Here is a 24,986-nt window from a genome sequence, read left to right on the forward strand (position 1 = left end):
CATCATTCATGTGGCGGCGGATGGCGGATGCACGGACGTCAGGTATTTCACGAAGGCGTCCGGCTCCACGGCTTTGCTGAAGTAGTAACCCTGGCCTTCCTCGCACTGGAGGGCCCTGAGAAAATTCAATTGTTCGAGGGTTTCCACCCCTTCGGCAATGACGGTCAGTTTGAGGCTCTTGCCCAGGCTGATAATGGCGCTGACCAGGGCCGCGTCATTGCTGTCACGGCTCAGGCCGCGAATGAATGACTGGTCGATTTTCAGCACATCGATGGGAAACCGTTGCAGGTAACTCAGGCTGGAATAGCCGGTGCCAAAGTCATCGATAGCCAGCCGTACGCCCAATGCCTTGAGCCGATTCAGCGCGACCATCGTGGCATCGACGTTCTGCATCAATACGCCTTCGGTGATTTCCAGTTCCAGCAAGGTGGGATCCATGCCGGTTTGCTTGAGTATCTGTTCAATACCCTCGACAAAATCCCGCTGGCGGAAATCAATGGCCGACACGTTCACCGACATGTAGAGCTTCGGCAGGCCTTTCGCCTGCCAGGCACGGGCTTGTTGGCAGGCCTGGGCCAGCACCCATTTGCTCAACGGTACGATCAAGCCGCTGTCCTCGGCTACACCGATGAAATCTGTCGGGTAAACCCAGCCTTGCCCCGGCTTTTGCCAGCGGATCAATGCCTCGGCGCCGACCACCTTGCCGCTGCCCAGGTCGAGTTTGGGCTGGTAGTGCAGGACAAATTCGTTGCGTTCCAGCGCCAGGCGAATACCCGACTCGATACTCTGCTGTTCCCGGGCGCGCTGGTTCATCTCATCGATGAAAAAACTGAAATCGTTCGGGCCGCTTTCCTTGACGTTGCGCATGGCGGTTTCGGCTTTTTTGATCAGTGCAATGGCATCGAAACCGTCCTCGGGGTAGATGCTGATGCCCAGGCTGGCCGTCACGCTCAGGTCGTGGCCGGCGATGTGTTGGGGCGCGCGTATGGCGTTCAAGAGCTTTTCGGCGATGCCCTTGGTCTGTTGAGGGTGGTGGATGTCAGCCAGGATCACCACAAATTCATCGGAGCCGTAGCGAAACACCGAATCGGACGCGCGTACACAGGCCACCAGGTTTTGCCCGACACGCTTGAGCATCTCGTCACCGGTCGGGTGACCCAAGGCATTGTTGATACGCTTGAAACGATCGAGCCCCAGAAACATCACGGCCAGTTGTTTGTCGTGGCGTCGTGACAGGGCCAGTGACTGGTTCAGCCGGTCGCCCAGCAAGGTGCTGTTGGGCAATTCGGTCAATACGTCGTACTGCAACAGGTGCGATACCTTGAGCAGTTCGTGGACCCGGGCCTCGATGGTTTGCTCCAGGGTCAGCACTTTCATGGCCGCGTCCTGCGCCATCTGCCACTTCCAGGTCAGGGCGCTGGCCATCTGGCGGATTTCCAGGCTGTCGAAAGGTTTTTTCAGCACCAGCAACTGATCACCGAACTCCAGTCGTTCGGCCATGGCTTCCCAGGTGTAATCGGAGAAGGCCGTGCACAGCGCGATTTGCAGGTGAGGATCAGCCTTCCAGAGCTGTTCGATGGTTTCCAGTCCGTCCCAGCCCGGGGGCATGCGCATGTCGGTGAACGCCATGGCGTAAGGGCGACCTTGTGCCTGGGCACGCTTGACCAGTTCGAGCGCTTCCTGGCCCTGGTAGGCGGAGTCGAGCTGGAATATCAGCCGTGCCGACTGCTGGCTGCCGAACAGCGCTGCTTCAGTGCCGGCGAGGGTTTGTTCATCGTTGGTATCGGCACCGAGAATCTTGCGAAAGTCCTGATGGATCGAGGGCGTGTCGTCGATGATCAGAATGCGCCGGTTGGCCTGCACGAACGGAGTCTTCATTTCTTGCCCTCCGTGGTGCGCCATGGAGCGCCCGGTACCGCTCCAGCTTCGGGGTTGGTGTGCACGATGCTCCCGGCCTTCAGCAGCTCGGCGGCCTGCTGGCTGCTGACCGCTTGGCTGAAGTAGTGCCCCTGGGCGTTCATCGGTGAGCCGGTGGCTATCAGCGAACGGCGTTGCTCCTGGGTTTCGACGCCTTCGGCGATGATGCCGATCCCGACGTCGCGGGCGAAATTGATGATTGCCCGCAGGGTGGTGGCACTGGCCGCGTCGTGGGCGGCGGTGTCGATGAACGCCTGAGCGAGTTTCAGGTGATTGACCTGGTAAGTCTTGAGGTAGTCGAACGAAGAGTATTCGGTGCCGAAGTCATCGATGGCGATCTTCACCCCCAGTTCATGCAGGCGCGGCAGGATATCGTTGTGCGTCCACTTGGTCTGGGCCAGGGTCGCTTCGGTGACGTCGAAACGCAGGTCCCACGGGCACAGTTCCCAGCGCGCGGTGGTGCGCAGCACGTCATAGATCAGCTCGGGACCACTCTTGAGCTGGGCCAGGGACAGTTTTATCGCCACCACCGGTGGCGCCATGCCTTCGTCTCGCCACTGGCGCATTTGCCGACAGGCGCGCTCCAGCACCCAGTGACCGAGGGCGATGATGATGCCGGTCTTTTCCGCCGCGGGCAGAAACGCAGAGGCTTCCAGTAAACCGCGTATGGGGTGGTTCCAGCTGACCTGCGCTTCCATGCCGAGGATCTTGCCACTGCTCAGGTCTACTTCCGGCCAGTAACGCAGTTCGAGCTCGTCGTGTTCGATGGCCTTTTTCAGGTCGTTGGCGATGGTCATGCGCTCGACCACTTCCTGATTGATCTCCTCGGAGTGGAAGTGGTACTGGTTGCGGCCCTTTTCCTTGGAGCGATACAGCGCCATGTCGGCCTGGGTCAACAGGCTGTCGGCGCTGAGGCTGACCGGGGCATAGCTGCTGATGCCGATGCTGACCGAGACCCGCACATCATTGCCGGCCAGGGAATAGGGCAGCACCAGTGCATCGCGGACCTTGGCGGCCAGGGCTGCTGATTGGGTCGGGTCGCCGACGTCCAGTTGCAGGATCGCGAACTCGTCGCCACCCAGGCGGGCGACCACGTCGTTTTCGCGCACGCAATTTTTGATGCGCCTGGCAACCTCTTGCAGCAACAGGTCGCCCACCGGGTGGCCCAGGGTGTCGTTGATGCGTTTGAAGTGATCCAGATCCAGATAGAACATGGCGAATGGAGTGGCCCCGCGCCGGGCGGCGGCGAACGCCTGGTGCAGCCGCTCGATCAGCGTCGCGCGGTTGGCCAGCCCGGTCAGCCCGTCGGTGCGGGCCAACAGGGCGATTTTTTCCTCGGCCAGTTTGCGTTCGGTGACGTCGATGATGATGCCTTCGACTTCCAGCAAGCGGCCCTCATCGTCGCGCACCGGGATATAGCGGTTTTCGACCCAGCGCCAGTCACCGTCGCCGGTGCGCATCCGGAATTCGATGGAAGCACCGGCCGCATGGCGGTCCAGCACCCGGGCCATGGCGGTGTCGACTTTCGATTGATCGTCGGGATGGATCAGCTCCTGCGCCCAGTTGGACGACGCCACCAGGGCCGCCGCGATGTGGCCGTATTTGGTGATGTTGTGGGAGATGTACATCAAAGGAAACGACGGTTCGCCCCGCAGCCGATACAGAATGGTCGGGCTGTTCTGCACGATGATGTTGGCGTCGGACAGCTCCCGGGTGCGTTCTTCGACCGCATGCTCCAGCAGCGACATCTTCAGCGCCGCGTCTTCGGTCATTTGCCACTTGGCGGTCAATGCGCTGGCCATCTGGCGAATTTCGATGGCATCGAAGGGCTTTTTCAGGATAAGCAGGCGATCGCCCAGTTCCAGGCGCTCGGCGATGTCTTCCCAGGAATAGTCGGAATACGCGGTGCAGAGCGCCACCTGCAACTTGGGATCGACCTGCCACAGGCGTTCGATGGTTTCCAGGCCGTCCCAGCCCGGCGGCATGCGCATGTCGATGAAGGCCATCGCGTAGGGCGAGTCATTCGCCAGCGCGGTCTCGACCTTGTCCAGCGCTTCGCGGCCCTGAAACGCGGAATCGATGACGAAACTTTGCAACGATACCGACGCCGGGGTACCGAACAAGGCGTTTTCGGCGCTGATCAGGCTGTCGTCTTCGATCGATGGCGGGCTGAGAATCTTGGCAAAATCCTCATGGATCGACGCCGTGTCATCGACGATGAGAATCCGACGATTAATACGCGCAAGCAGCGTATTCACTGACATGCGCCCGTACCGACTGCAGGTTGGTGCAATGAGTTCATAGAGGGTATCCCTTCCCTGATCGCTGGATGAAGCGGATATCGTTTGGATCCGAGTGATCTGAGCATAGTCGCCCGGCCAGAAATTCGCCCGGTTGACTGAAACGAATCATTTCCGGGGGCGGGCTGAAAATCATCTAGCCTGTAAGTCAGGCTCGGGGCGCCAGGACGTTTGCCCCGCGCGCGACATAAAGACACACGTTTTCTTGAGGTAATGCCATGGAAGAGCAACTCCCCACGACTGAGACCTATAAACCCAAGTTACTGCTGGTCGACGATGAGGAGTCGATTCTCAACAGCCTGCGCCGCCTGCTGCGCGGCCAACCCTACGAGGTGCTGCTGGCCACCAGCGGTGCCCAGGCGCTGGAGATCATGGCGCGGCAGCCGATCGACCTGGTGATGAGTGACGCGCGCATGCCCAATATGGATGGCTCGACGCTGCTGGCCCACATCCATCAACGTCACCCCGACACCCTCCGGATCATGCTGACCGGTTATGCCGATCCGTCGGTCATTATCAAAGCCATCAATGAAGGGCAGATTCATCGTTACATCAGCAAACCCTGGCACGATGAGGAAATGCTGCTGACCTTGCGACAATCACTCGCCTATCAGCATTCCGAACGCGAGCGCTTGCGTCTGGTGCAGGAGACGTGGGATCAGAACGAGAAACTGAAGCAGCTCAACGCCACCCTGGAAAAACACGTCGCGGCCCGCACCAGCGAGCTGCAACAGACCGCCGATATGCTGGATCTGGCCTACGAAGAGCTCAAACACAGCTATGTCACCGGCACCGAAGTGTTTTCGTTGCTGGCCAACCTGCGCCTGCCGCCCGCCAAACAGACCAACCGGCAGATCATCGAACTGGTGCGGGTGTACTGCAAACTCCATGGCCTGGACGAAGGCAGCAGTCGTGACCTGACCATGGCAGCGGCGCTCTACAACATCGGTAAGTTGAGCTGGACCGACAGCATGATGAGCACGCCCTCGGACCTGCTGCATCACAATGACCGCGAGCGCTATCGGGGTTATCCGAAGCAGAGTGAGTCGCTGCTGATGACGCTCGATCCGATGAAGGACGCCGCCCGGCTGATCCTGCATCACCAGGAGCGTTGGGACGGCAGCGGTTTTCCTGATCGGCTCAAGGGCGAAGCGATTCCGTTCGGTTCGCGGTTGCTGAAACTGGCGGTGGATTTCATCGAGTTGCAGCGCGGGCTGATCCTCGAACGGCAGATGAACAGCGATGAAGCCCTGGTGTATATCCGCCAATACGCCGGTCGCCTCTACGACCCGGAACTGGTGGAGGATTTCATTCAGGTCTGCGCGGCTTATCTGAGCGACGTGACGCTGGCCGATCCAACGGTCAAGGTGCTGAGCACCCGGGATCTGGTGGCGGGCATGATCCTGGCGCGCAATCTCAATGCCGACAATGGCATGCTGCTGCTCAATGCCGGCAAGGTGCTGAATGGGCCGCTGGTGGAGAAGTTGATCGCTTTCGAGGCGATGGAAGGTGCCAAGTACAGCATTTTCGTGAAAGTGCCGGAGGAAGTGGGGGGCGCGCTTCTCGAGACGAGCTGAGCCTTCAGACCGTAAGTAAAGACGCATAACCTGTAGGAGCGAGGCTTGCCCGCGAAGAATGCAGCGCGGTTTTTCAGGTATTACGCGTCATCGTTCTTCGCGGGCAAGCCTCGCTCCTACAGGGAAGGCCGCGGAGATTTTTTCGGCGTGACGAAGAACCAGCACGCATGTGATCCTTGCGTCTTTTACCCAAGGCCAATCCTGATCCATGACACTTCCATCTGCCGCTTCATCTCGCCTCATCCGCATTGCCGCTGCCCTGCTGATCGGCCCTGACGGTCGCACACTGCTGGTTCGCAAGCGCGGTACCCAGGCGTTCATGCAGCCAGGGGGCAAGATCGAGGCCCATGAAAAGCCGGTCCATGCCCTCGCTCGTGAGCTGGAAGAGGAACTGGGGCTGGTTATCGATCCGGCGCATGCCGCCTACCTGGGGCAATTCTCGGCACCGGCCGCCAATGAGCCGGGTTATGTCGTACAGGCCGAACTCTTTCAGCTGACCATCGATTCGTGCGTTTCCCCGGCGGCGGAGATCGAAGAGGTACGCTGGATCGATCCGGCCACCGACGGCGATGTCACGCTGGCGCCATTGACACGGGACCTGATCTTGCCGTTTTATCGAGCCTCACTGATCGAAACTGCCTGATCGTCCAAGGACGGAGGATGCCCATGATCCCGCTTCAAGATTTGTTGATTTTCGCCGCCGCGGCGTTTCTGATGGTGCTCACGCCCGGGCCCAACATGATCTACCTGATCTCTCGTTCAATCTGCCAGGGGCGCAAGGCCGGAGTGACTTCGCTGCTCGGCGTGGTCGCGGGATTCTTAGTGCACCTGTTCGCGGCCGCCGCAGGTTTGACCGCGGTGTTCGTGGCAGTGCCGATGGCCTACGAAGTATTGAAATGGGCCGGCGCGCTGTACTTGCTGTGGCTGGCGTGGCAGGCGGTCAAGCCCGGAGCGCGTTCGCCGTTCGAGGCGCAGCAGTTGCCGGCGGACTCGTCGCGCAAGTTGATTACCATGGGCTTTCTCACCAGCGCTCTCAACCCGAAGATCGCGGTGTTTTACCTGTCGGTGTTTCCGCAGTTCATTACCCCTGAGCACGGTTCGGTGTTCACCCAGAGCATCATCCTCGGCCTGACCCAGATCAGCGTGAGCTTCAGCGTCAACTTGCTGATTGCGCTGTTTGCCGCGGGCATCGCTTCCTGGTTCGTCAACAACCCGAACTGGCTGGCGATGCAACGTTACTTCATGGGCTTCGTGCTGTCCGGGTTGGCAGTGCGCTTGATGCTTGAGCAGCGGCGAGTGGCCTGAAGATGTGGATTCAACGGCTTGATGCCAGCCATGCCCTGGATTATCGGGCATTGATGCTTGAAGCCTATGACTCGCATCCCCAGGCGTTCACGTCCAGCGTGCGCGAGCGCGCCGTGATGCCGCTGAGTTGGTGGGAATCGCGCCTGACCAGCAAGCTGGACGTAGTGTTCGGGGCGTTCGAGAAGGGTGAGCTGGCGGGCATCGTCGGCCTGGCCTTCGAGTCTCGGGAAAAGGCCCGGCACAAGGCGACGCTGTTCGGCATGTACGTTTCGGGTGAGGTGCGGCAGCGCGGGCTCGGCTATCAACTGGTTCAGGCTGCGTTGGCTGAAGCACAGACCCATCAGGGCCTGAGGCTGATCCAGTTGACCGTCACCGCCGGCAATGAATCGGCATTCAGGCTGTATCAGCGTTGCGGCTTCGTGCCGTTCGGCCTTGAGCCGCTGGCAGTGCGGGTGGGCGAGGACTACTTTGACAAAATCCATATGTGGCGAGAGATCATCTCTGAGCCTTTGGCATAAGGGCTGTTGTGGCGAGGGAGCTTGCTCCCGTTGGGTTGCGAAGCGACCCCAACCTGCAATCGCATGTGTTCAGACACTGCGCATTCACCGTTTTTACGACTGCTGCGCAGCCGAACGGGGGCAAGCCCCCTCGCCACAGGTTCTTCGCTAGCATCGGGGACGACAAGCCTGTGCCGTGAGCTCTGAAACCACCTCGATCCCTTGTAGGAGCGAGGCTTGCCCGCGAAGACGGTTTCAAATCGAACATTGATGTCGGCTGACACACCGCTTTCGCGGGCAAGCCTCGCTCCTACAGTAATCGATGTCGTTCACAAGTTATCTAATCAAAGCAGGTATCTGTGGGAGCGGGCTTGCCCGCGATGAAGCCTGAACAATCACCCTTCAACTTTGATCAGAATCGACAGGATTTCAGCGAACTGCACTAACCCCATCCAGCGTCGAAAACGATGTGTCCTTGGCCGTCAGCAAAAAATCGCGCATGTACGGTGCATCCAGCATGTCGGCGCGAATCCCGGCATACAGCGTCGCGAACAAGCCTTTCTCGCCCAGTCGCTTGGCCTTCACATAGCCCCGTGAACTGTATTCATGCAGCGCCCAATGAGGCATGCCGCAGACGCCACGACCGCTGGCCACCAGTTGCATCATCATCACCGTCAGTTCCGAGGTGCGTACCTGGGCCGGTTCGATGTCGGCTGGCTCCAGGAAGCGGGTGAAGATGTCCAGCCGATCACGCTCCACCGGGTAGGTGATCAAGGTTTCCGTCAGCAAATCTTCGGGCACGATGTACGGCTTGCTCGCCAGGCGGTGCTGATTGGCCACCGCAAGCATGGCTTCGTAGGTGAACAACGGCACGTAAGTGATCCCGACCAGTTCCAGCGGGTCGGAGGTCACCACCAGGTCCAGATCGCCTCGGGCCAGCGCCGGCAGTGGGGCGAAGGAGAACCCCGAGGCCAGGTCCAGCTCGACTTCCGGCCAGGCATCGCGGAACTGGTCGATGGTCGGCATCAGCCACTGAAAGCAACTGTGGCACTCGATCGCCATGTGCAAACGTCCCGCAGTGCCACCGGCCAATCGCGCAATGTCACGCTCGGCGCCGCGCAGCAACGGCAGGGTGGCGTCGGCCAGTTGCAGCAGGCGCAAGCCGGCACTGGTGAAGCGCACCGGTTTGGTCTTGCGCACGAACAGCGGCATGCCCATGCGCTCTTCCAGCTCCTTGAACTGGTGGGACAGCGCCGACTGGGTCAGGTGCAGGCGGTCGGCCGCATCCACCAGGCTGTCGGCTTCGCGCAGGGCGTGCAGGGTTTTCAGGTGACGGATTTCAAGCACCGGGGGCTCCATGAGGAAAACTTGTGATCAACACGAAAAGGTTGAGTTTGTCTCATGTTGGGTGAGCTGTCGACAATAGCACCATGTTTTACAGCATCTTTTATAGAGAGAAATTTCACCATGGCTAAGGCCCACACACTTGGTTTCCCGCGCATCGGCGCCGACCGCGAATTGAAAAAAGCCCTTGAAGCCTACTGGAAGGGCGATCTGGATCAGGACGCGCTGAAAAGCGTCGGCCGCCAATTGCGCGCCACTCACTGGCAATTGCAGAAAGACGCTGGCATCGACCTGCTACCTGTGGGCGACTTCGCCTGGTACGACCAGGTACTGACTCACTCGCTGACCTTCGGCGTCATCCCCGAACGTTTCGACAGCGCCAAGGATTCCCGCGGCCTGCCGACACTCGACACCCTGTTCGCCATGGCCCGTGGCGCTACCGCAGCCTGCTGCGGTGGCGAGCATACCCAGGCGCAATACGCCCAGGAACTGACCAAATGGTTCGACACTAACTACCATTACCTGGTCCCGGAATTCACCGCTGATCAACAGTTCAAACTGAGCTGGGAACAGCTGTTCGACGAAGTCGACGAAGCCAAGGCCCTGGGCCACAACGTCAAACCGGTGATCATCGGCCCGTTGACTTATCTGTGGCTGGGCAAGGCCAAAGGCAATGACTTCGACAAGCTCGACCTGCTGGAGCGCCTGCTGCCGATCTACGGCGAAATTCTTGGTCGCCTCGCAGCCCAAGGCGTGGAGTGGGTGCAGATCGATGAACCGATCCTGACCCTCGACCTGCCACAGGCCTGGAAAAACGCCTTCGAACGCGCCTATCACATCCTCCAATACTCGCCGCTGAAAAAACTCGTAGCGACTTACTTCAGTGGTCTGGAAGACAACCTCGGCCTGGCTGTCTGTCTGCCAGTGCAAGGCTTGCACATCGACGCGGTGCGCGCGCCGGAGCAACTTGGCCAAGTGCTGGATCGTCTGCCGACTTACAAAATTCTCTCGGTGGGTCTGGTTAACGGTCGCAACGTCTGGCGCTGCGAACTGGAGCAAGTGCTGGCGCAACTGCAGCCAGCCCAGGAACGCTTTGGCGATAACTTGTGGGTCAGCAGTTCCTGCTCGCTGTTGCACAGCCCGGTGGACCTGGACCGTGAAGACAAACTCGACCCGGAACTGAAAAGCTGGTTGGCGTTTGCCGTGCAGAAGTGCGGTGAAATCGCCGTGCTGCGTGATGCCCTCAACGACCCGCAAGCGCCGAAGGTGCAAGCCGCCCTGGCCGAAAGCCGCGCCATTGCGGCCAGTCGCGTTCAGTCTCCGCGTATCCACAAAGCGGATGTTCAGGCCCGAATCAATGCCATCGGCGCAGCGGACAGCCAACGCCTCTCACCGTTTACCAAACGCATCGCACAACAACAGGCACGGCTGAAACTGCCGACGTTCCCGACCACCACCATCGGCTCGTTCCCACAGACCGCATCGATCCGTCTGGCGCGCCAGGCCTTCAAGCAAGGCAAGCTGTCGGCCAACGATTACACCGACGCCATGCACAGCGAAATCCGCCACGCCGTGCAAATCCAGGAACGCCTGGGCCTGGACGTGCTGGTGCACGGTGAAGCCGAGCGCAACGACATGGTCGAGTACTTCGCCGAGCAACTGGACGGCTACTTGTTCACCCGGTTCGGCTGGGTCCAGAGCTACGGTTCGCGCTGCGTCAAACCGGCGATTATTTACGGTGATCTGAGCCGTCCGAAGCCGATGACCGTCGACTGGATCACCTACGCCCAGAGCCTGACCGACAAGGTCATGAAAGGCATGCTCACCGGTCCCGTGACCATGCTGATGTGGTCGTTCCCACGCGAAGACGTCTCGCGCAAAATTCAGGCGCAGCAACTGGCCCTGGCCTTGCGCGATGAAGTGGTGGATCTGGAAAACGCCGGCATCAAGATCGTCCAGATCGACGAAGCCGCGTTCCGTGAAGGGCTGCCACTGCGTCGGGCGCAATGGCAGGAATACCTCGACTGGGCGGTGGAAGCCTTCCGCCTGAGTGCATCGGGCGTGCGCGACGAAACCCAGATCCACACCCACATGTGCTACAGCGAATTCAACGACGTGATCCAGTCCATCGCCGCCATGGACGCCGACGTGATCACCATCGAAACCTCGCGCTCGGACATGGAGTTGCTGGAAGCCTTCGAAGCGTTCGACTACCCGAACGACATTGGCCCGGGCGTCTACGACATCCACTCGCCACGGGTGCCGGACACGGCCGAGATGGTGAAGTTGATGAGCAAAGCCGTGAAGCGCATTCCGGCCGAGCGGCTGTGGGTCAATCCCGATTGCGGGTTGAAGACCCGGGCCTGGCCGGAAACGGAAGCCGCGTTGGTGAACATGGTCGCGGCGGCACGTCTGCTGCGCAGTCAACTGGCCTGACATCAAGCGGTTATTGACTGACAACGGAGCGCTTCGGGCGCTCCGTTGTCGTTCTTCATAGCTGTGGAAAATGTTTGAGTGCCAGCGGTTTGCCGATGTTGCCCCGCCAGATCGACTCCACCTGAGCGCCGCTGTGGGCTTGAGCCTGTTGCCATTGCAGGCCCAGGTTGCGTTGTTCAGGCAGTTTCAGATGGCCTTTGGTGAAGTCATTGAACGCAGGCTTTGCCGAGGTGTAGTGAAAGTGCGCATACCACAAGGTTGGCGCCGGCTCGCTCGTCAGATCACGTACCTCATATTCCTGCAGAAAATCCCGTCGACCGTCCGGGCGCTTGCCTATATCCCGCAATGCGCCTTCCTTGCGGATGTCCACCACCCGTTGCTCCAGCAGATAGTCCAGATAACCCTCGGTGGGGGTTCTGCTGTTCATGGACTGTTCGATGCGCAGGGTGCGCCCGGCACGCACCAGATCACGGGCCTTTTCCTTCAGTTGCACGATGATCGGATCGGTGGGTGACAGTCGTTCGATGTCCTGCGCCCGCGTGATGAGTTCGTCAGCTTCGCTGTTCATCATGTGCTCAAGGTCGACCGGCAGCATGCCCTGGTCGGCATATCCTTTGACCTTGCTCTGGTAGTTTTCTATGGCAGCAAGTCGTGTTCGGGACTCCACCAGTAACGGCCGAATATCCGTCTGCTGCGGACGTTGTACGGCGGCAGATTGCTCGCTGAGGTGATATTTACCGCTTGAGCGCGGCAGCCAGGTTTCCGTGTGTCCATCGACCCCCTCGATGGTGAACCGCTTCTGCTGAGTCACCGCATCGGTTTTTTCGACGCCGATCAGTAACTGGTTGTCTTCGGTCTCAAAAAACTTCTTACCGGATGCGGCTTCATTCGGCGAGGTGGAGGCGCGGTTACCCAAGACTTTTTGAGCAGATGTCTCGAGATTCGCCAGGTTATCCAGAAACTGGGTGACTTGTTCCTTATCCAGGTGTTGCGGATAGCCCAGTACCCAGGCATTCAGGTTGCGGCGGAATTTGGAGTAAGTCTCCAGACAGTCTTTCAACACTCTGTGGCGTTGTGTCACGTTGGCGTGCACGGTCGGAAGGTTGTGCTGGGTGATCATGGCACGATCCACTTTGATCCTGGCGTTTTTCACCTGTACATGAAAATACAACCAGGACTGGTCGTGGACGGCGTCGTATCGGGTAATGATTTCGAGGCTGTGTGCTGCCTTCAGGTAACGGTAGTTTGTCCCGGTGAACGCCTTGTTTACCCTCGCCAGATCATCGGCCATTTCCAGTTTTTGGTTTTTAAGGGTTATTCGACCATTCCACAGGTTGGCCTGTTCGGTCGCGGTGTAAGCGTATTCGAGGTCCTGAAGAAAAGCTTTACGGACCGCCGTGCGTTGCGCCATCAAGTCCAGGTGTTTGCGGATATCGCTGGCGGGTGTGGTGTTGGAAAGTTCATTGAGTTCATCGATCCGGTCGAGGCAGTCCTGTAGTCGCTTATTGGCCAGGTCGATCCGGCACAGGGTGCGATCAACGACTAAAAAGGCGCAGTTGTTTTTAACCTCCGCAATCTCACGGGCTTGTCCTCGCCCGCCCAAACTGCGCAGTTCTTCCAGATCGGCGTATTGGTTCTGGGCGATGTCGATGTCTTTGGCACAGGCAGCGTCGACGGAAGGTTGCAGTTTTATGCGTTGTTCGGTGTCGGCGTCATAGTATGCCAGGATGTCTATTTTAGTTTTTTTGGACTGCGTAGTGAGCTGCCGGGTACTCGCGTCGATGGTGTGTTTCAATGTCCCCAGACGACGCTGAGTCCGATCCGGCCACCAGCGGGGCAGCCAACCCCTGATAACGGCTGGCCAGAGCGGATCCATGCCGTCGGCCAGATGCCCGAGTGCCGCACCGCCGCCCATGCCACCTCCCTCCATCAATGTGCCGTACACCGCATAGTGGGTGTTCCAGTTGCCGGCCTCATCAAGGGCGATCGGCTGTTTATAGGCGCGGGCCCATGTGCCGTGCAAGCGCCAGCCCCGAGGGCCATCGCTCAACTCAATCCGATAGATACGCCCCTGGCTGATCATGAAGTCGCCCTCGGCATGCCGATAGACATTGCGATAGATGCCGTGTGTGGCGGGTTGCAGTCCAGCCAGAGAAATTTCGTGCTCGTATTCGTAGCCGTGGAAGTAATCACGGACGCGACGGGCCTGTTGACGCGAGGGCATCTGCAAGGCACCGGCCTTTCGAGCCATTGCCCGTAACTGACGATGGCGCGTTATCGCACGGGCAGTACCGGGAGCCGCGTTGGCACCCGGAAGCACATCCATGGCAGCGTCGATCAACGACAACAACACCGCTTCCACCTCGGCCAGACCATGACCGACGTCGCCACGCAGCAAAGCAGCGACCGCCAGATTGGCGCTGCCCCAAGCGTCATACAAGGCAATGGCCGAGCCCACGAATGGCACCAGGCCCAGGGCCATTTTCAGATAGTTGAACGTCGCGCCGGACTTCAGTGCGCAGTGTTCCAGGTACAAGGCGTCATTGGAGCGTGAGGTATTTCGATGGGCTTCCAGTAAACGCCCCATATGCACATTGAGCAGATGCGCCGCCAGCGATGTGGTGGCCGGCCACGCCATGCCGACGCCGATCAGCGTATTGAAGTTGCGCAGCAATGCCTCATTGATCCGACTGACGTGAAGGGCGAAGTCGCCTTGCAAGGCACGCCCGGCCAGATAGTTGACCATGCTGTTGTGCAGGCACAGGTTGAACAGGCTTTGGCGCGCCTGCTCAAGGGTGTCGTACTGGCGCAGGTAGATCCCGTCCGGGCCGTCCGGTAGGTAGAGCAGTGTCAGGCCGCTGACCTGTTCCTCGATGAAGGTGACACCGGACAATGTGCTCGGGCCTTGATGCGGGGTATCCTCACCGCCCACTGTCAGATGGGCCGGCAGCAGCACGATACGCTTGCCCTGAGCCGCAAAGGCTTCCCGGGTATTGGCGTCAATGGCGATATCCAGCACTTGCCGTCCATGGGCATCGATCTGCCGTTGCAACAAAGCAAACTCACCTTGCAGTTTCAGCATCAGGCGCCAGGGTTCGGTCAGGCTTTCACGGCGATATTCAAGATCGAAGGCCGAGGCGCCGGGAGCGCCAAGAAAAGCGTGACAGAGCTGTGTCTCATAGTGGCCGGCCAAATCCAGCTCGGTCACCAGTTTGCGCAGGTAAAACGGGGTGATGCCGTTTTCCAGTGCTATGCGTTCTGTCTCGGTATCCGCTGTGACGTCGACCTGCATGAACGACAGGCGCCACCACAGGGGTTGATCGATGTTCGATTGCGTCAGCTCGACGAGGGGCAGTTTGCTGCGCGATTCACTGGCAATCAGCACATTCTCCTGAGGCGTTCCCGGTGCGGCGCCTTCCATCACGACCTTCTGCCATTGCGTCGAGTCGGGCAGATCGATCGTCACCGCAAAGCCTTGCGTGAGGGAAAAGTCCTGGCGCAGGCGAGCGTCGATGCGTTTTTTGCTGAAATCATCCCGTGGCGGCAGATCCCTTTCGAGCAATTCATGGGAGCGCTTCATCGCCGCAATGTAGGTTTTGAACAGGTGCTTGAGCTGCAAGCGCCGAGCATCGGCCAGCGTGCCGAGCCATTGCGGCAGCGCTCGAGCCAGGGCGCTGCTGTGGTTTTGCTCGAGAAATTGCGCGAAGGCCAATTCCCGGGCGGCGGGTATTGGCACGGTCAAGCGGGCGAGGGTGTGTTCGCGCAGTTTTTCCAGCGCCGCCGTCCGCTGCCTGGCATGGGACGGCGCGGGGTTGTCGGCAATCAGTTGTGCAGCCTGTTGTTCGCAGCGGTAGAGCTGATTTTTCAGGGCGTATTCGAACGGGTCACCGACCAGCTCGCTAAGGTGCAAGGCCAACACGTCGTCGTTGGCGCTCAGCTTGAACAGTGCTTGTTCCAGCGCTCTTCGAGAGGCGAAACGCTGCAAGCCACCGAACCGGCCAGGCCAGTACAGCAACAGGGTGTGGGACGCGGCGCCATGCAGCACCGATGGATGCGTGATCAACAGCACGCCGTCCAGTTCCTCGGTTTGGGGGCTGCCGCCGTCGTCTTCGGTGGCCGACAGTGTCAGCCGCGCAACCGCGACCTCGGCATTGCGCTCCGCTCGAACGGGGGTATCCAGAACAGCCTTGAGCATTTGGTGCTCTTCGGGGCTGATCTGGTCCAGGGTCAGCTGAATATCTGCCTCGCTGCGCAACCCCGTCAGCCGTGCCTGATACAGCGCGGTGTAGTGTTGATTCGGTGCATGACGCAGCTCCAGCATCTTCAGCGCGTTGCGGGCGTTCAGCAATGTGGACGCGGCGGTGTGGCTGGCCTGTTCTGCTGTCGTCAGGGTGTCGAGGTGTTTTTTCAGATTCTGCAGGCGTGGATCATTCAGATCGCCCTCGAAGTTTTTGCCAAGCAGCGTTTCCAGCGCTGCGCAATGCAGGGCCATGGCTCTCTGGCGGGTGTCCAGCGCAATATCGGGGTTGAGCAAGCCGAACTGCGGGACACTGTCGCCGCTTTGCCCCTCGCTGTCGATGTCTGCCGGCCGTTCTGCAGGCTCGGCAAAAACCGCCTCCTGGCGATGTTGCCGAGCCAGCCGGTCGGCGGAGTCCAGCGCGGTGGCACCATGCTCGGCGATATCACTGCCGTTGCCCTGACGAACACTGTTCATCCAGGCGACCGATACGCGAGCGATCAGTTGTTCGCCAGCCCCCTCCAGCGGCGTGGTTTCGATCCGCGTGTATTCGAGGCTGACGTCATTGAGCCGGGACATCCCGACAGCGTTTTGCGGGTGTGCGATCAGCCAGTTTTCGACCTCATGACGCTCCTTGAAGTGTTTCCAGGCCGGCTGCTGCTCTGGCAAATACAGCAACTGCGCGGACGGTTGCTCGGTACTGATGAGCAAAACCCCGGGCAGCTCGACACGGCGGCCATCAGTGAACCGGAGCGCCATTTGGCTGACGGCCACCCGAGGGGAATCGACAGCCATGCTGTCGCCGGGCGCATCGATCAACGCCAGCAAGGGTTTCATCTGTTCGGCCGTCAAGGTGCGCAGGGCATGGGCGACCTGGCTGGAGGCTTCGAAGTGCTGACGATACAACCGGGCGGCCAGCGCTCTGCGTGATATCGCCGTGCCGGGCGCCCGGGCATTCCACCAACGCTCCCAGGCGTGATTGAGCAGACGCTCCGGGTTCAGGCTTTTGAGCTGTTTGAGCAGTTCGGCGGGGGACTTGCCGTAGAGGCGGTGTTCCCGTGCAAGCCCGATCACCACGCAACGCGCGTTGAGTGAAGCTTCGACCGCAGGATGTTGCAGCACAAAGGCGCAGGCATGGGTCAGGCTGACAAAGTGTTCTGGCCGATTGGCGGTGGCGAAGAAACCGAAACCGACCCGGTTGCCGTCAAGATCCCACTGTTCCTTGAGTAATTGACTGATCGAGGCGCGTGCCTGCGGGCTTTGCGTCATGAGTTCGAGCCACTGTCGGCGACAGTCGCTCCAGCGCTGCGAGGCGGTCAGAAGCAGGCTCTGATCCGGGTTGGGCGTAAGAGGGTGGGTGAGGCCGAAATCGGCCTGCATGGGTTTTGGGGCATCGGGCATGGCAACTGGTCTCCAGAGGCAAACAAGGCCCAGGTTGTCTGGGCACTCAGGCCATTAGAGGTCAGTTGCTGGAGGCGCTGGTGGTACATAGTTATAGGCTGACGTCTTGCCTGCGGAGGGTGCAAGCAAGACTGTTTCGGCACCCGCGCGGGTGAATCAGTCGGTTAAATAGATACGTCCCCTTTTAGAACTCGCAGTCGGCACCTTGGGTGCTATCGGCTCGGAGGAAAACGCAGCTTCGAGGTCAGCCTGATGGCCCAGCCCTTTTTTCACTGGATCGCCTGATCCTCGGGATGAAACTCAAAACGCGCATTTTTATTCTGTGGAGAGGTCGGCATGATCAATTTGATGATCGGAACAACTTTATTTGTCGTCTGGGCATAAAAGTCCCGTTGGTTGTATTGAGCCACCCCCAGGCCACCCGCTACATAGAAGAATGCCTCAATGGGAAGTTGGCGTGGGATGCCAGGGGACCACGTCTGGATAATGACTTCGCTGAAATCATTGATTGTCGGAAGTCCGACAGGCTTCAGTTCGATAGCACGAATGGCTTGGTAAAAAGAATCTGAGGCAAGTTCGTTCATCGCATCTCGCACATCAAAGCTGCATTGGTAGCGAAACGAATCAACCCCAGGCGTGAAGGTATGGCGGACCCATTGTTCGGCGGTGGTGATCCCCATGGTCTGGCATCGCTTGCTGTTCAAGGGATAAGTTACGGAAGCCCCGCAGCCTGGTTTGTCCCTCCCCCAGGTAGCGCCGTCGATGGGGAACACACACAGCACCATTGTTTGCAAGCTGCCCTCGGGACGGCTCAATACGGGGTACAGGATGTAGCCATTGGTTCGGTCCCAAGGCAGGCGTGGGAAACTTGCGTCGACCCTGAAAAAGGAAAATGACATGCCGCCCAGTTCAATGGCCATAGGGCTGGGATCCCAGACATGGAAGCCGTTCGGGGTGTCAGTCGCTCGTAGTAACACTCCGGAACAAAGGAATGCCGGCTGGCTTGGGGAGCCATTGCATTTATCAATTGTTTCGTTGTAACGCTTTTGAAGTGATGCGGCAACGCTGGCGCCCGAGGTCGTGTGGCTGACGTTAATCACCGGGCTGCTGCTGCAGCCCGTCAGCAAAACCAGAAGAATTAAAAACACTAAATTTCTCATAGGTGACCCCTTGGCTTTCCTTCGATGGATAGCGAGCCTCAATGTAATGAAGAGGTGGGTGTCGCGGTAACTATCACTTTTGACAGTTACGACAAGCGGTAGGGCAATTCGAACCGCACTGTGAGCATTCGACGAAACGACCACTCGGCAATCTTCATCAAACTGTCACGTAACTGTGGCAGCGCGCTTGAACAAACTTCATCAGACTCGCGCTCTACTGGAGTTCTGCGTTTCGGTGTTTTTCATGCGTGCTTTATTTTTATCGGCGACCACTTTTCTGGTCGCTTTATTGTTCAGCCTGCCGTCCCTGGCGGCTTCGCGATGTGATGTCAATGTTCCGACCGAGCGGGTCGATCTGGCGCAGGTGAGCCTGGCCTACCAGAGCATTGGCCGTGCCTCGGACCCTGCGTTGTTGCTGGTCATGGGCTTGGGTGGGCAGTTGATTCACTGGCCGGACGAGGTGGTGGTTGCGCTGTGTCAGCAGGGTTTTCGGGTGATTCGCTATGACAATCGCGATGTGGGCCTCTCGACTTGGCGGCAGACGCCTATCGAGGCCAACCTGACCTTTGAAGTGCTGCGTTACAAACTGGGTTTGCCGGTATCGGTGCCATACACCCTGACGGACATGGCCGACGATGCGCTTGGGCTGATGGATGCCTTGCACGTCGAGCAATTCCACGTGTTGGGCGCCAGCATGGGCGGGATGATCGCTCAGCATATGGCGGCCATGGCGCCACAACGTGTCGAGAGCCTGACGTTGCTGATGACCAGCTCGGGTGCCGAAGGTTTGCCGGCACCGAGTGCGGCGCTGGTGCAGTTACTCGCGCGACGTGGTGCACCGAATCGGGAGGTGGCGCTGGAGCAACAGGCTGATTTGCTGGCGGCATTGGGCAGCCCGGCGGTGAGCGATGACCGGCAGGCGTTGCTGCAGCAGGCGGCGCAGTCCTATGACCGGGCGTTCAACCCGGAGGGCGTGAAGCGCCAGATCATGGCGATCCTCGCTGAACGGAGCCGCGTGGCGCTGCTCAACCAATTGCGGGTGCCAACGCTGGTGGTTCACGGCACCGCCGATCCGTTGTTGCCGGTGATGCACGGCGTGCACTTGGCGGCACATATTCGCGGCAGTCAGTTGAAGCTGATCCCGGGGCTGGCCCATCGTTTCCAGGAAGCATTCAAAGCGCCGTTACTGGCGGCAGTGTTGCCGTATTTGCAGGCCCATCGCGAAGACACCTCACACTGGGCACAAATCGATCCAGTGGCCGAACGCAATCTTCTATAACACCCAAATCCAATGTGGGAGCGAGCCTGCTCGCGATGATGGCGGACCAGTCAGTATTGATGTAGCAGACAGACCGCTATCGCGAGCAGGCTCGCTCCCACAGGTTTTAGTACAGGCTCAGGCTTTACGTTGGAACGAAGTTATCGAGCATCCGGTTCACCGCCAGTTCACCCAGCATGACCGAGTTCTGGATGCCGAGCACGGTGTTGCGCTGCGGGCCGTTCAGCTGCCCGGCGAAATCACTCAACATCACGCTCGCCGCTGCCAGCGATTCGCAGGCGTTGACCAGCAGGGTTTCGTTATTGGCGTCGGGGGCGATCAAGTAAAGGGTGCTGGGTTTGCGTGGAGTGTCTTTGGGAATGACCGGTTTGAGGTAGTAATCGAGGGCGCGGTCGGCGGCTTCGTTGAGCTTTTTGGAGCTCGGGGTTTCGTAGGGGGAAACGTCGTCGGTTTCCGGTGGGTTGGGTGTGATCTTGAACATTGGGTATTCTTCCTAATAGTAGAGCCGCAACCTGTCTCGCTACTAAACGGAAGGGTGGCAGCTGTGCGCAAGTTAGTAGACCGGTAAAATTACCCAAAAACCCGGCGCGCCCGAGGGCGCCATGCGCACAGCTACCATCAAGCGCAGGTCGAAACCTGACTGGATGACACTTGTGCAACCGTGGATAAATTAGCCGGGCTACTAAACCCGATCACTGGGAATCAGTGATACGAACCAAGTTACCGACGGGCCTCCAGACGCACAAGCCGGCGGATTCTGACGTGGTTGTAGGCGACGGCGCAAGGCGCTGTAGCTTTCAGGAAGTAACGCTAAACAGAACTAAACACGCCCGCCCAAACACCCCAAAACCTGTGGGAGCGGCGGTGCGACGATTCGACTTGCCCGCGATGGCGGCGTGTCAGTCACCGCTGATGTCGTCTGGAAGGCCGTCATCGCGGGCAAGCCCGGCTCCCACAGGAATAGTGGAACGGCTGCCACACGGGCTCAGCCTTCGGGTGTATCGTTCGAACTTTCCGGCGCGATCCAAGCCTGCGAGGTAAATGATGAGTACCCCCCTGAAAATCGATTTCGTCAGCGACGTGTCCTGCCCCTGGTGCGTCGTCGGTCTGTATAGCTTGACCCGTGCCCTGGATATGCTGGGTGACGAAGTCCAGGCCGAGATCCGTTTCCAGCCGTTCGAGCTTAACCCGAAGATGGGCCCCGAAGGCCAGAACATCACCGAACACATCAGCGAAAAGTACGGTTCGACGCCTGAGCAATCGCAGAAGAATCGCGAAATGATTCGCGCGCGTGGAGCCGAGGTCGGGTTTGCCTTTCGCACGGACGGCAGCAGCCGTATCTACAACACTTTCGATGCTCACCGCTTGCTGCATTGGGCGGGGCTGGAAGGGTTGCAGTTCAACCTGAAAGACGCACTGTTCAAGGCGTATTTCACCGAGGGCGGCAACCCGTCCGATCACGCACAGTTGGCGCAGATCGCCGAAAGCGTGGGACTGGACCGGCAGCGGGCCGAGGCGATCCTGGCGTCCGACGAATTCGCCAAAGAGGTTCGCGAGGAAGAACAGTTGTGGTTATCGCGCGGAGTGAGCTCAGTGCCGACGGTAGTGTTCAACGGGCAGTACGCCGTCAGTGGCGGGCAGCCGGTGGAGACGTTTGTCGGTGCGATTCGCCAGATCATGAGTGAGGCGAAGGGCGGAACGGTCAACGGTTGAACTGACGTTACACGCTCGATCGTTCCCACGCTCTGCGTGGGAACGCCTCTAAGGACGCTCCGCGTCCAGTGACGCGGAGCGTCACGGGCTGCATTCCCACGCGGAGCGTGGGAACGATCAGTTAACTGTAGGAGCGAGGCTTGCCCGCGAATGTTTCGACGCGGTGTCCCTGAAACTCCGCTTTATCGTTCTTCGCGGGCAAGCCTCGCTCCTACAGAACGGAGGCGTTATCCGTGAAGACGCATCCACACGCTGACCAGCACCGTCGCCGCCATCAACCACGCCACCGCCGCCACTGCCAACGAAACCTCCAGCCGCATCCGGTCGACCATCACATACAAGGTCGCCAGGTAGACGAAGTACGGAATGATCGACCACATGCCAAACACGATGGTGGTTTTCAGATCATCCAGCGAGCGCCCCTTGCCGACGATGTAATGAGCGATCAGTGCAAAGGTCGGAAACAGCGGCACCAGGCCTGCGATGTAATAGTTTCTGGTCTTGGCCAGCATGGCGAGAATCACCACCACCGCCGCGCCCAGGGTTGCTTTGAAAATCAGGTCCATCAGTGGCTCAGCCCGTATTTCTTCACTTTGTCGAACAGCGTGGTCTTGGCCATCCCCAGTTCCAGGCTGGCCTGGGTCAGGTTGCCGCCGCTGCGCTGCAAGGCGTCGCTGAGCAGGTTGCGTTCGAAGGCTTCCACTGCTTCGGCGAAGGCCAGGCCCTGGTTGCTGCCGCTGGCGCCGGTTTTTTTGAAGGCCGGCAGGCCGAGGGCGAAGCGTTCGGCGACGTTGCGCAATTCGCGCACATTGCCTGGCCAGTCGTGGCTCATCAGGGTCGACAGGGTCTGGTTGTCCAGCTCTGGCACCGCGCGGTCGAAGCGCAGGGATGACTGCTGCAGGAAGTGTTCGAACAGTTGCAGGATGTCTTCGCGGCGTTCGCGCAGCGGCGGCAGCTCCAGGGTTACCACGTTCAGGCGGTAATACAGGTCGCTGCGAAACTCGCCGGCCTTGCTCGATTGATCCAGATCGGACTTGGTCGCGGCGATCACCCGGCAATCCACCGCCACGCTCTGGTTCGAGCCAAGGCGTTCAAGAGTGCGTTCCTGCAATACCCGCAACAGTTTGATCTGCAACGGCAGCGGCATGCTTTCCACTTCATCGAGGAACAGCGTGCCACCGTCGGCGTGCTCGATCTTGCCGATCCGCCGCTTGCCGGCACCGGTGAAGGCGTTGGCCTCGTGGCCGAATATTTCACTTTCGAACAGGTTCTCCGGCAGGCCACCGCAGTTCAGCGCGACGAACTGTTTGGTGTGCCGACGGCTGAAGTCGTGCAGGCAGCGCGCGACCAATTCTTTACCGGTACCGGTCTCGCCTTCGATCAGCACGTTGGCCGAAGTATCGGCGACGTTGGCGATCAGTTCCCGCAGGTTCTGCATGGCCGGTGAGCGCCCGATGATCCGGCCTTCGAGGGAGTCCCGCTCGAAAAGTTGACGACGTAACGAAGTGACTTCCCGCGCCAGGCTGCGTTGCTCCAGCGCCCGGCGGGCGACGTCCACCAGGCGTTCGGGGGAGAAGGGTTTCTCCATGAAGTCATAGGCGCCTTTCTGCATCGCGCCGACGGCCATCGAGATGTCGCCGTGGCCGGTAATCAGCACCACCGGCAGGCTGCGATCGCGGGCCTTGAGCCGGGTCAGCAGTTCCAGGCCATCGATGCCCGGCAGGCGGATGTCGCTGATGACGATGCCGGCGAAGTTATCGCCGACCCGCTCCAGCGCTTCTTCGGCGCTGCCGACGCCCATGCAGGGAATGTCTTCCAGGGTCAGCGCCTGTTGGCAGCCGAGCAGCACATGGGGGTCGTCTTCGACGATCAGCACACTAAGGTCGTTGTTCATATTGGCTCGGCGGGAGTGGGGCTTACCAACGGTAAACTGAGAACGAAGGTGGTACCACCGCTGGCCGGGTGCTCGACACCCAGATGCCCGCCAGTGGCGGCGGCCAGGCTTGCTGACAGCGTCAGGCCGAGGCCCAGGCCTTGTTCGCCGGGTTTGGTGGTGAAGAACGGTTCGAACAGATGCTTGCGCGCTTCGGCATCGATGCCGTGGCCATTGTCGCGCACCCGCAGGCGATACTTGCCGTTGAATTCTTCGGCTTCAAGCCATAACTCCGGCTGGGGCTGCGACTGCATGGCGTCGAGCGCGTTGCCGATCAGGTTGACCAGAATCTGCTCCAGGCGAGTCTGGTCGATCTGCACCTGCACGTCTTCGAGGTCGCGATGCAATTGCAGGTGCGCGCTTTCCATCCGGCTGCCCAGCAATTGCAGGGCGGCGTCGACGGCTTTACCAAAACTGGCCTGGCCCTTGTCATCACCGCGCCGGGCGAAGGAACGCAGGCTGGCGGTGATCCGGCCCATGCGGTCGATCAGTTCATTGATGGTCTTGAGGTTGGTGCTGGCCACATCCAGCTGACCGCGTTCCAGAAAGCGCACGGTATTGCCGGACAAGGTCCGCAAGGCGGCCAGTGGCTGGTTCAATTCGTGGGCGATGCTGGTGGACATCTGGCCGATGGCCGCCAGTTTGCCGGCCTGGACCAGTTCATCCTGGGCACGGCGCAACGTCTCTTCCGCCTGCCGGCGTTCACGGATCTGGCCCTTGAGCCGTTCGTTGCTGGCGCGCAGGTCGGTGGTGCGTTCGGTAATCCGACGCTCCAGTTGATTGTTGGCTTCCTGCAAGGCTTCCCGCGCCGCGAGGCGGGTGGCAATGACCTTGCGCCGCTCGTTCCAGGCGATCAGCAGAAACGCCACCAGGGCAAACGCCACTGCCACCAGGATCCCCTGATTGATCGCTTCACGCCGCAGGTCTTGCAGGGGCGTGAGCAGGGTGAAATTCCATGGTGTGTCGCTTAGAGGACGGGTTTGCGAGAGGTAGCTGATGTTCTCTTCATCGGACTCCAGTTCGCTGTTGGCGGGGAAGGTCAGTTTTTCCTCGCCTTCGGCCAGTTTCTCCCGCGCCAGCGGTTGCAGTTCGTTCAGCGGAAACCAGTAGTACTGCAGGCTACGGGCCAGTTTTTCCTTGGTTTCCTCGCTCAATGGCACAACCGATTTAAGCCGCCGCGCCGGGTCGCTGGAGAGAATGATGATGCCGTTCTCGTCGCTGACGAAGGCTTCCAGGCGCGCACGCTGCCAGCGTTCTTCCATGGCTTCGAGACGGACCTTGACCACGGCGACGCCGATGATCTTGCCGTGCTCTTCCAGGCCATGAGCCAGGTAATAGCCGGGTTCGCCACTGGTGCTGCCGATGCCATAGAAACGCCCCGGCTGACCGCGCACGGCGTTCTGGAAATAAGCGCGGAAGGACAGGTCTTCACCCAGATAACTGTCGACATCGCGCCAGTTGCTGGTGGCCAGTACGCGGCCGGTGGTGTCCATCACATAGATAGCCCGACTGCGGCTACGCCGGTTCAGGCCTTCAAGGTATTCGTTGACTGTCTGCCGGAGTTCCGGCGACGGGTCGGCCAACAGCTTGGAAACACTGGATTCGAGTTCCAGCAGGCTGGGCAGGTAGGTGTACTTGCTGATCTCGCTTTCGACGGCGCGGGCGTGCAGTTCCAGCTGGCGCTGGCCGTTCTCGCTGAGGCTGCGAATTCCGTAGTGTTCACTGACCCAGAAGCCGATGTAACCCAATCCGATCATCAGGGCGATGATCAGCGGCGGCAGGAACAGATGGCGAATCAAACGGGGTTTCACGGCGAGTGATGGCGGCGCGGCGCGATAGAGAGTGGAGTCGCATTTCATCACAGATGCCTTGGGTCAACCACAACAC

16 protein-coding genes are annotated in these 24,986 nt (G+C 59.8%); 7 read left to right on the forward strand and 9 right to left on the reverse strand.

The window, feature by feature from the left end:
- Positions 1–6 precede the first annotated feature (6 nt).
- Positions 7–1,878 (reverse strand): putative bifunctional diguanylate cyclase/phosphodiesterase, encoded by a 1,872-nt coding sequence (locus AB7M22_RS01905; protein WP_454185055.1) that lies wholly within the window; start codon positions 1,876–1,878, stop codon positions 7–9.
- Positions 1,875–4,181 carry an EAL domain-containing protein gene (locus AB7M22_RS01910; protein WP_454185056.1) on the reverse strand — a complete coding sequence of 769 codons (2,307 nt, stop codon included), beginning with the start codon at positions 4,179–4,181 and terminating at the stop codon, positions 1,875–1,877. The genes AB7M22_RS01905 and AB7M22_RS01910 overlap by 4 nt, the downstream gene beginning before the upstream one ends.
- A gap of 254 nt (positions 4,182–4,435) precedes the next feature.
- Between AB7M22_RS01910 and AB7M22_RS01915 the strand changes: the two genes are divergently transcribed.
- The 4 genes from AB7M22_RS01915 (at position 4,436) to AB7M22_RS01930 (ending at position 7,617) form a co-directional block, all read left to right on the forward strand.
- A complete protein-coding gene (locus tag AB7M22_RS01915; protein ID WP_454185057.1) occupies positions 4,436–5,794 on the forward strand; it encodes an HD domain-containing phosphohydrolase in 1,359 nt (452 codons plus the stop codon).
- A gap of 208 nt (positions 5,795–6,002) precedes the next feature.
- Entirely contained in the window at positions 6,003–6,437 is a 435-nt protein-coding gene (locus AB7M22_RS01920) for an NUDIX hydrolase (protein WP_454185058.1), read from the forward strand.
- Between the two features lie 23 nt (positions 6,438–6,460).
- Entirely contained in the window at positions 6,461–7,099 is a 639-nt protein-coding gene (locus tag AB7M22_RS01925) for a LysE family translocator (protein ID WP_454185059.1), read from the forward strand.
- A 2-nt stretch (positions 7,100–7,101) separates the two neighbouring features.
- A complete protein-coding gene (locus AB7M22_RS01930; RefSeq protein WP_454185060.1) occupies positions 7,102–7,617 on the forward strand; it encodes an N-acetyltransferase family protein in 516 nt (171 codons plus the stop codon).
- Positions 7,618–8,025: 408 nt separating this feature from the next.
- On the opposite strand, the gene metR is transcribed toward AB7M22_RS01930, so the two are convergent.
- Complete coding sequence (gene metR, locus AB7M22_RS01935; RefSeq protein ID WP_007898547.1) at positions 8,026–8,943, reverse strand: transcriptional regulator MetR; 918 nt, start codon at positions 8,941–8,943, stop codon at positions 8,026–8,028.
- Between the two features lie 120 nt (positions 8,944–9,063).
- Here metR and metE point away from each other — a divergent pair, with 120 nt between their 5' ends.
- Complete coding sequence (gene metE / locus AB7M22_RS01940) at positions 9,064–11,376, forward strand: 5-methyltetrahydropteroyltriglutamate--homocysteine S-methyltransferase (protein ID WP_454185061.1); 2,313 nt, start codon at positions 9,064–9,066, stop codon at positions 11,374–11,376.
- Positions 11,377–11,431: 55 nt separating this feature from the next.
- Here the strand turns inward: metE and AB7M22_RS01945 are convergent, their stop codons facing one another.
- Positions 11,432–17,014: a dermonecrotic toxin domain-containing protein gene (locus AB7M22_RS01945; RefSeq protein WP_454185062.1), complete on the reverse strand. Its 5,583-nt coding sequence runs from the start codon at positions 17,012–17,014 to the stop codon at positions 11,432–11,434.
- A gap of 269 nt (positions 17,015–17,283) precedes the next feature.
- Entirely contained in the window at positions 17,284–18,174 is an 891-nt protein-coding gene (locus AB7M22_RS01950) for a hypothetical protein (protein WP_454185063.1), read from the reverse strand.
- 244 nt (positions 18,175–18,418) lie between these two features.
- Here AB7M22_RS01950 and AB7M22_RS01955 point away from each other — a divergent pair, with 244 nt between their 5' ends.
- Positions 18,419–19,453 (forward strand): alpha/beta fold hydrolase, encoded by a 1,035-nt coding sequence (locus AB7M22_RS01955; RefSeq protein WP_454185064.1) that lies wholly within the window; start codon positions 18,419–18,421, stop codon positions 19,451–19,453.
- Positions 19,454–19,577: 124 nt separating this feature from the next.
- Here the strand turns inward: AB7M22_RS01955 and AB7M22_RS01960 are convergent, their stop codons facing one another.
- Complete coding sequence (locus tag AB7M22_RS01960; RefSeq protein ID WP_007898541.1) at positions 19,578–19,934, reverse strand: DUF6124 family protein; 357 nt, start codon at positions 19,932–19,934, stop codon at positions 19,578–19,580.
- A 563-nt stretch (positions 19,935–20,497) separates the two neighbouring features.
- On the opposite strand from AB7M22_RS01960, the gene AB7M22_RS01965 reads away from it, so the two are divergent.
- Positions 20,498–21,166: a DsbA family oxidoreductase gene (locus tag AB7M22_RS01965; protein WP_454185065.1), complete on the forward strand. Its 669-nt coding sequence runs from the start codon at positions 20,498–20,500 to the stop codon at positions 21,164–21,166.
- Positions 21,167–21,393: 227 nt separating this feature from the next.
- Here AB7M22_RS01965 and AB7M22_RS01970 read toward each other — a convergent pair whose 3' ends face one another.
- From AB7M22_RS01970 to aauS, 3 genes are read right to left on the reverse strand one after another with little or no spacing between them, the layout of a single operon-like run.
- Positions 21,394–21,723 carry a GlpM family protein gene (locus tag AB7M22_RS01970; RefSeq protein WP_454188748.1) on the reverse strand — a complete coding sequence of 110 codons (330 nt, stop codon included), beginning with the start codon at positions 21,721–21,723 and terminating at the stop codon, positions 21,394–21,396.
- A gap of 8 nt (positions 21,724–21,731) precedes the next feature.
- Positions 21,732–23,060 (reverse strand): two-component response regulator AauR, encoded by a 1,329-nt coding sequence (aauR, locus tag AB7M22_RS01975; RefSeq protein WP_454185066.1) that lies wholly within the window; start codon positions 23,058–23,060, stop codon positions 21,732–21,734.
- On the reverse strand, positions 23,057–24,958 hold the full coding sequence (gene aauS, locus AB7M22_RS01980) for a two-component sensor histidine kinase AauS (protein WP_454185067.1): 1,902 nt from the start codon (positions 24,956–24,958) through the stop codon (positions 23,057–23,059). The genes aauR and aauS overlap by 4 nt, the downstream gene beginning before the upstream one ends.
- Positions 24,959–24,986: the final 28 nt, after the last annotated feature.

The organism is Pseudomonas sp. ADAK2 TE3594 (assembly GCF_053628675.1).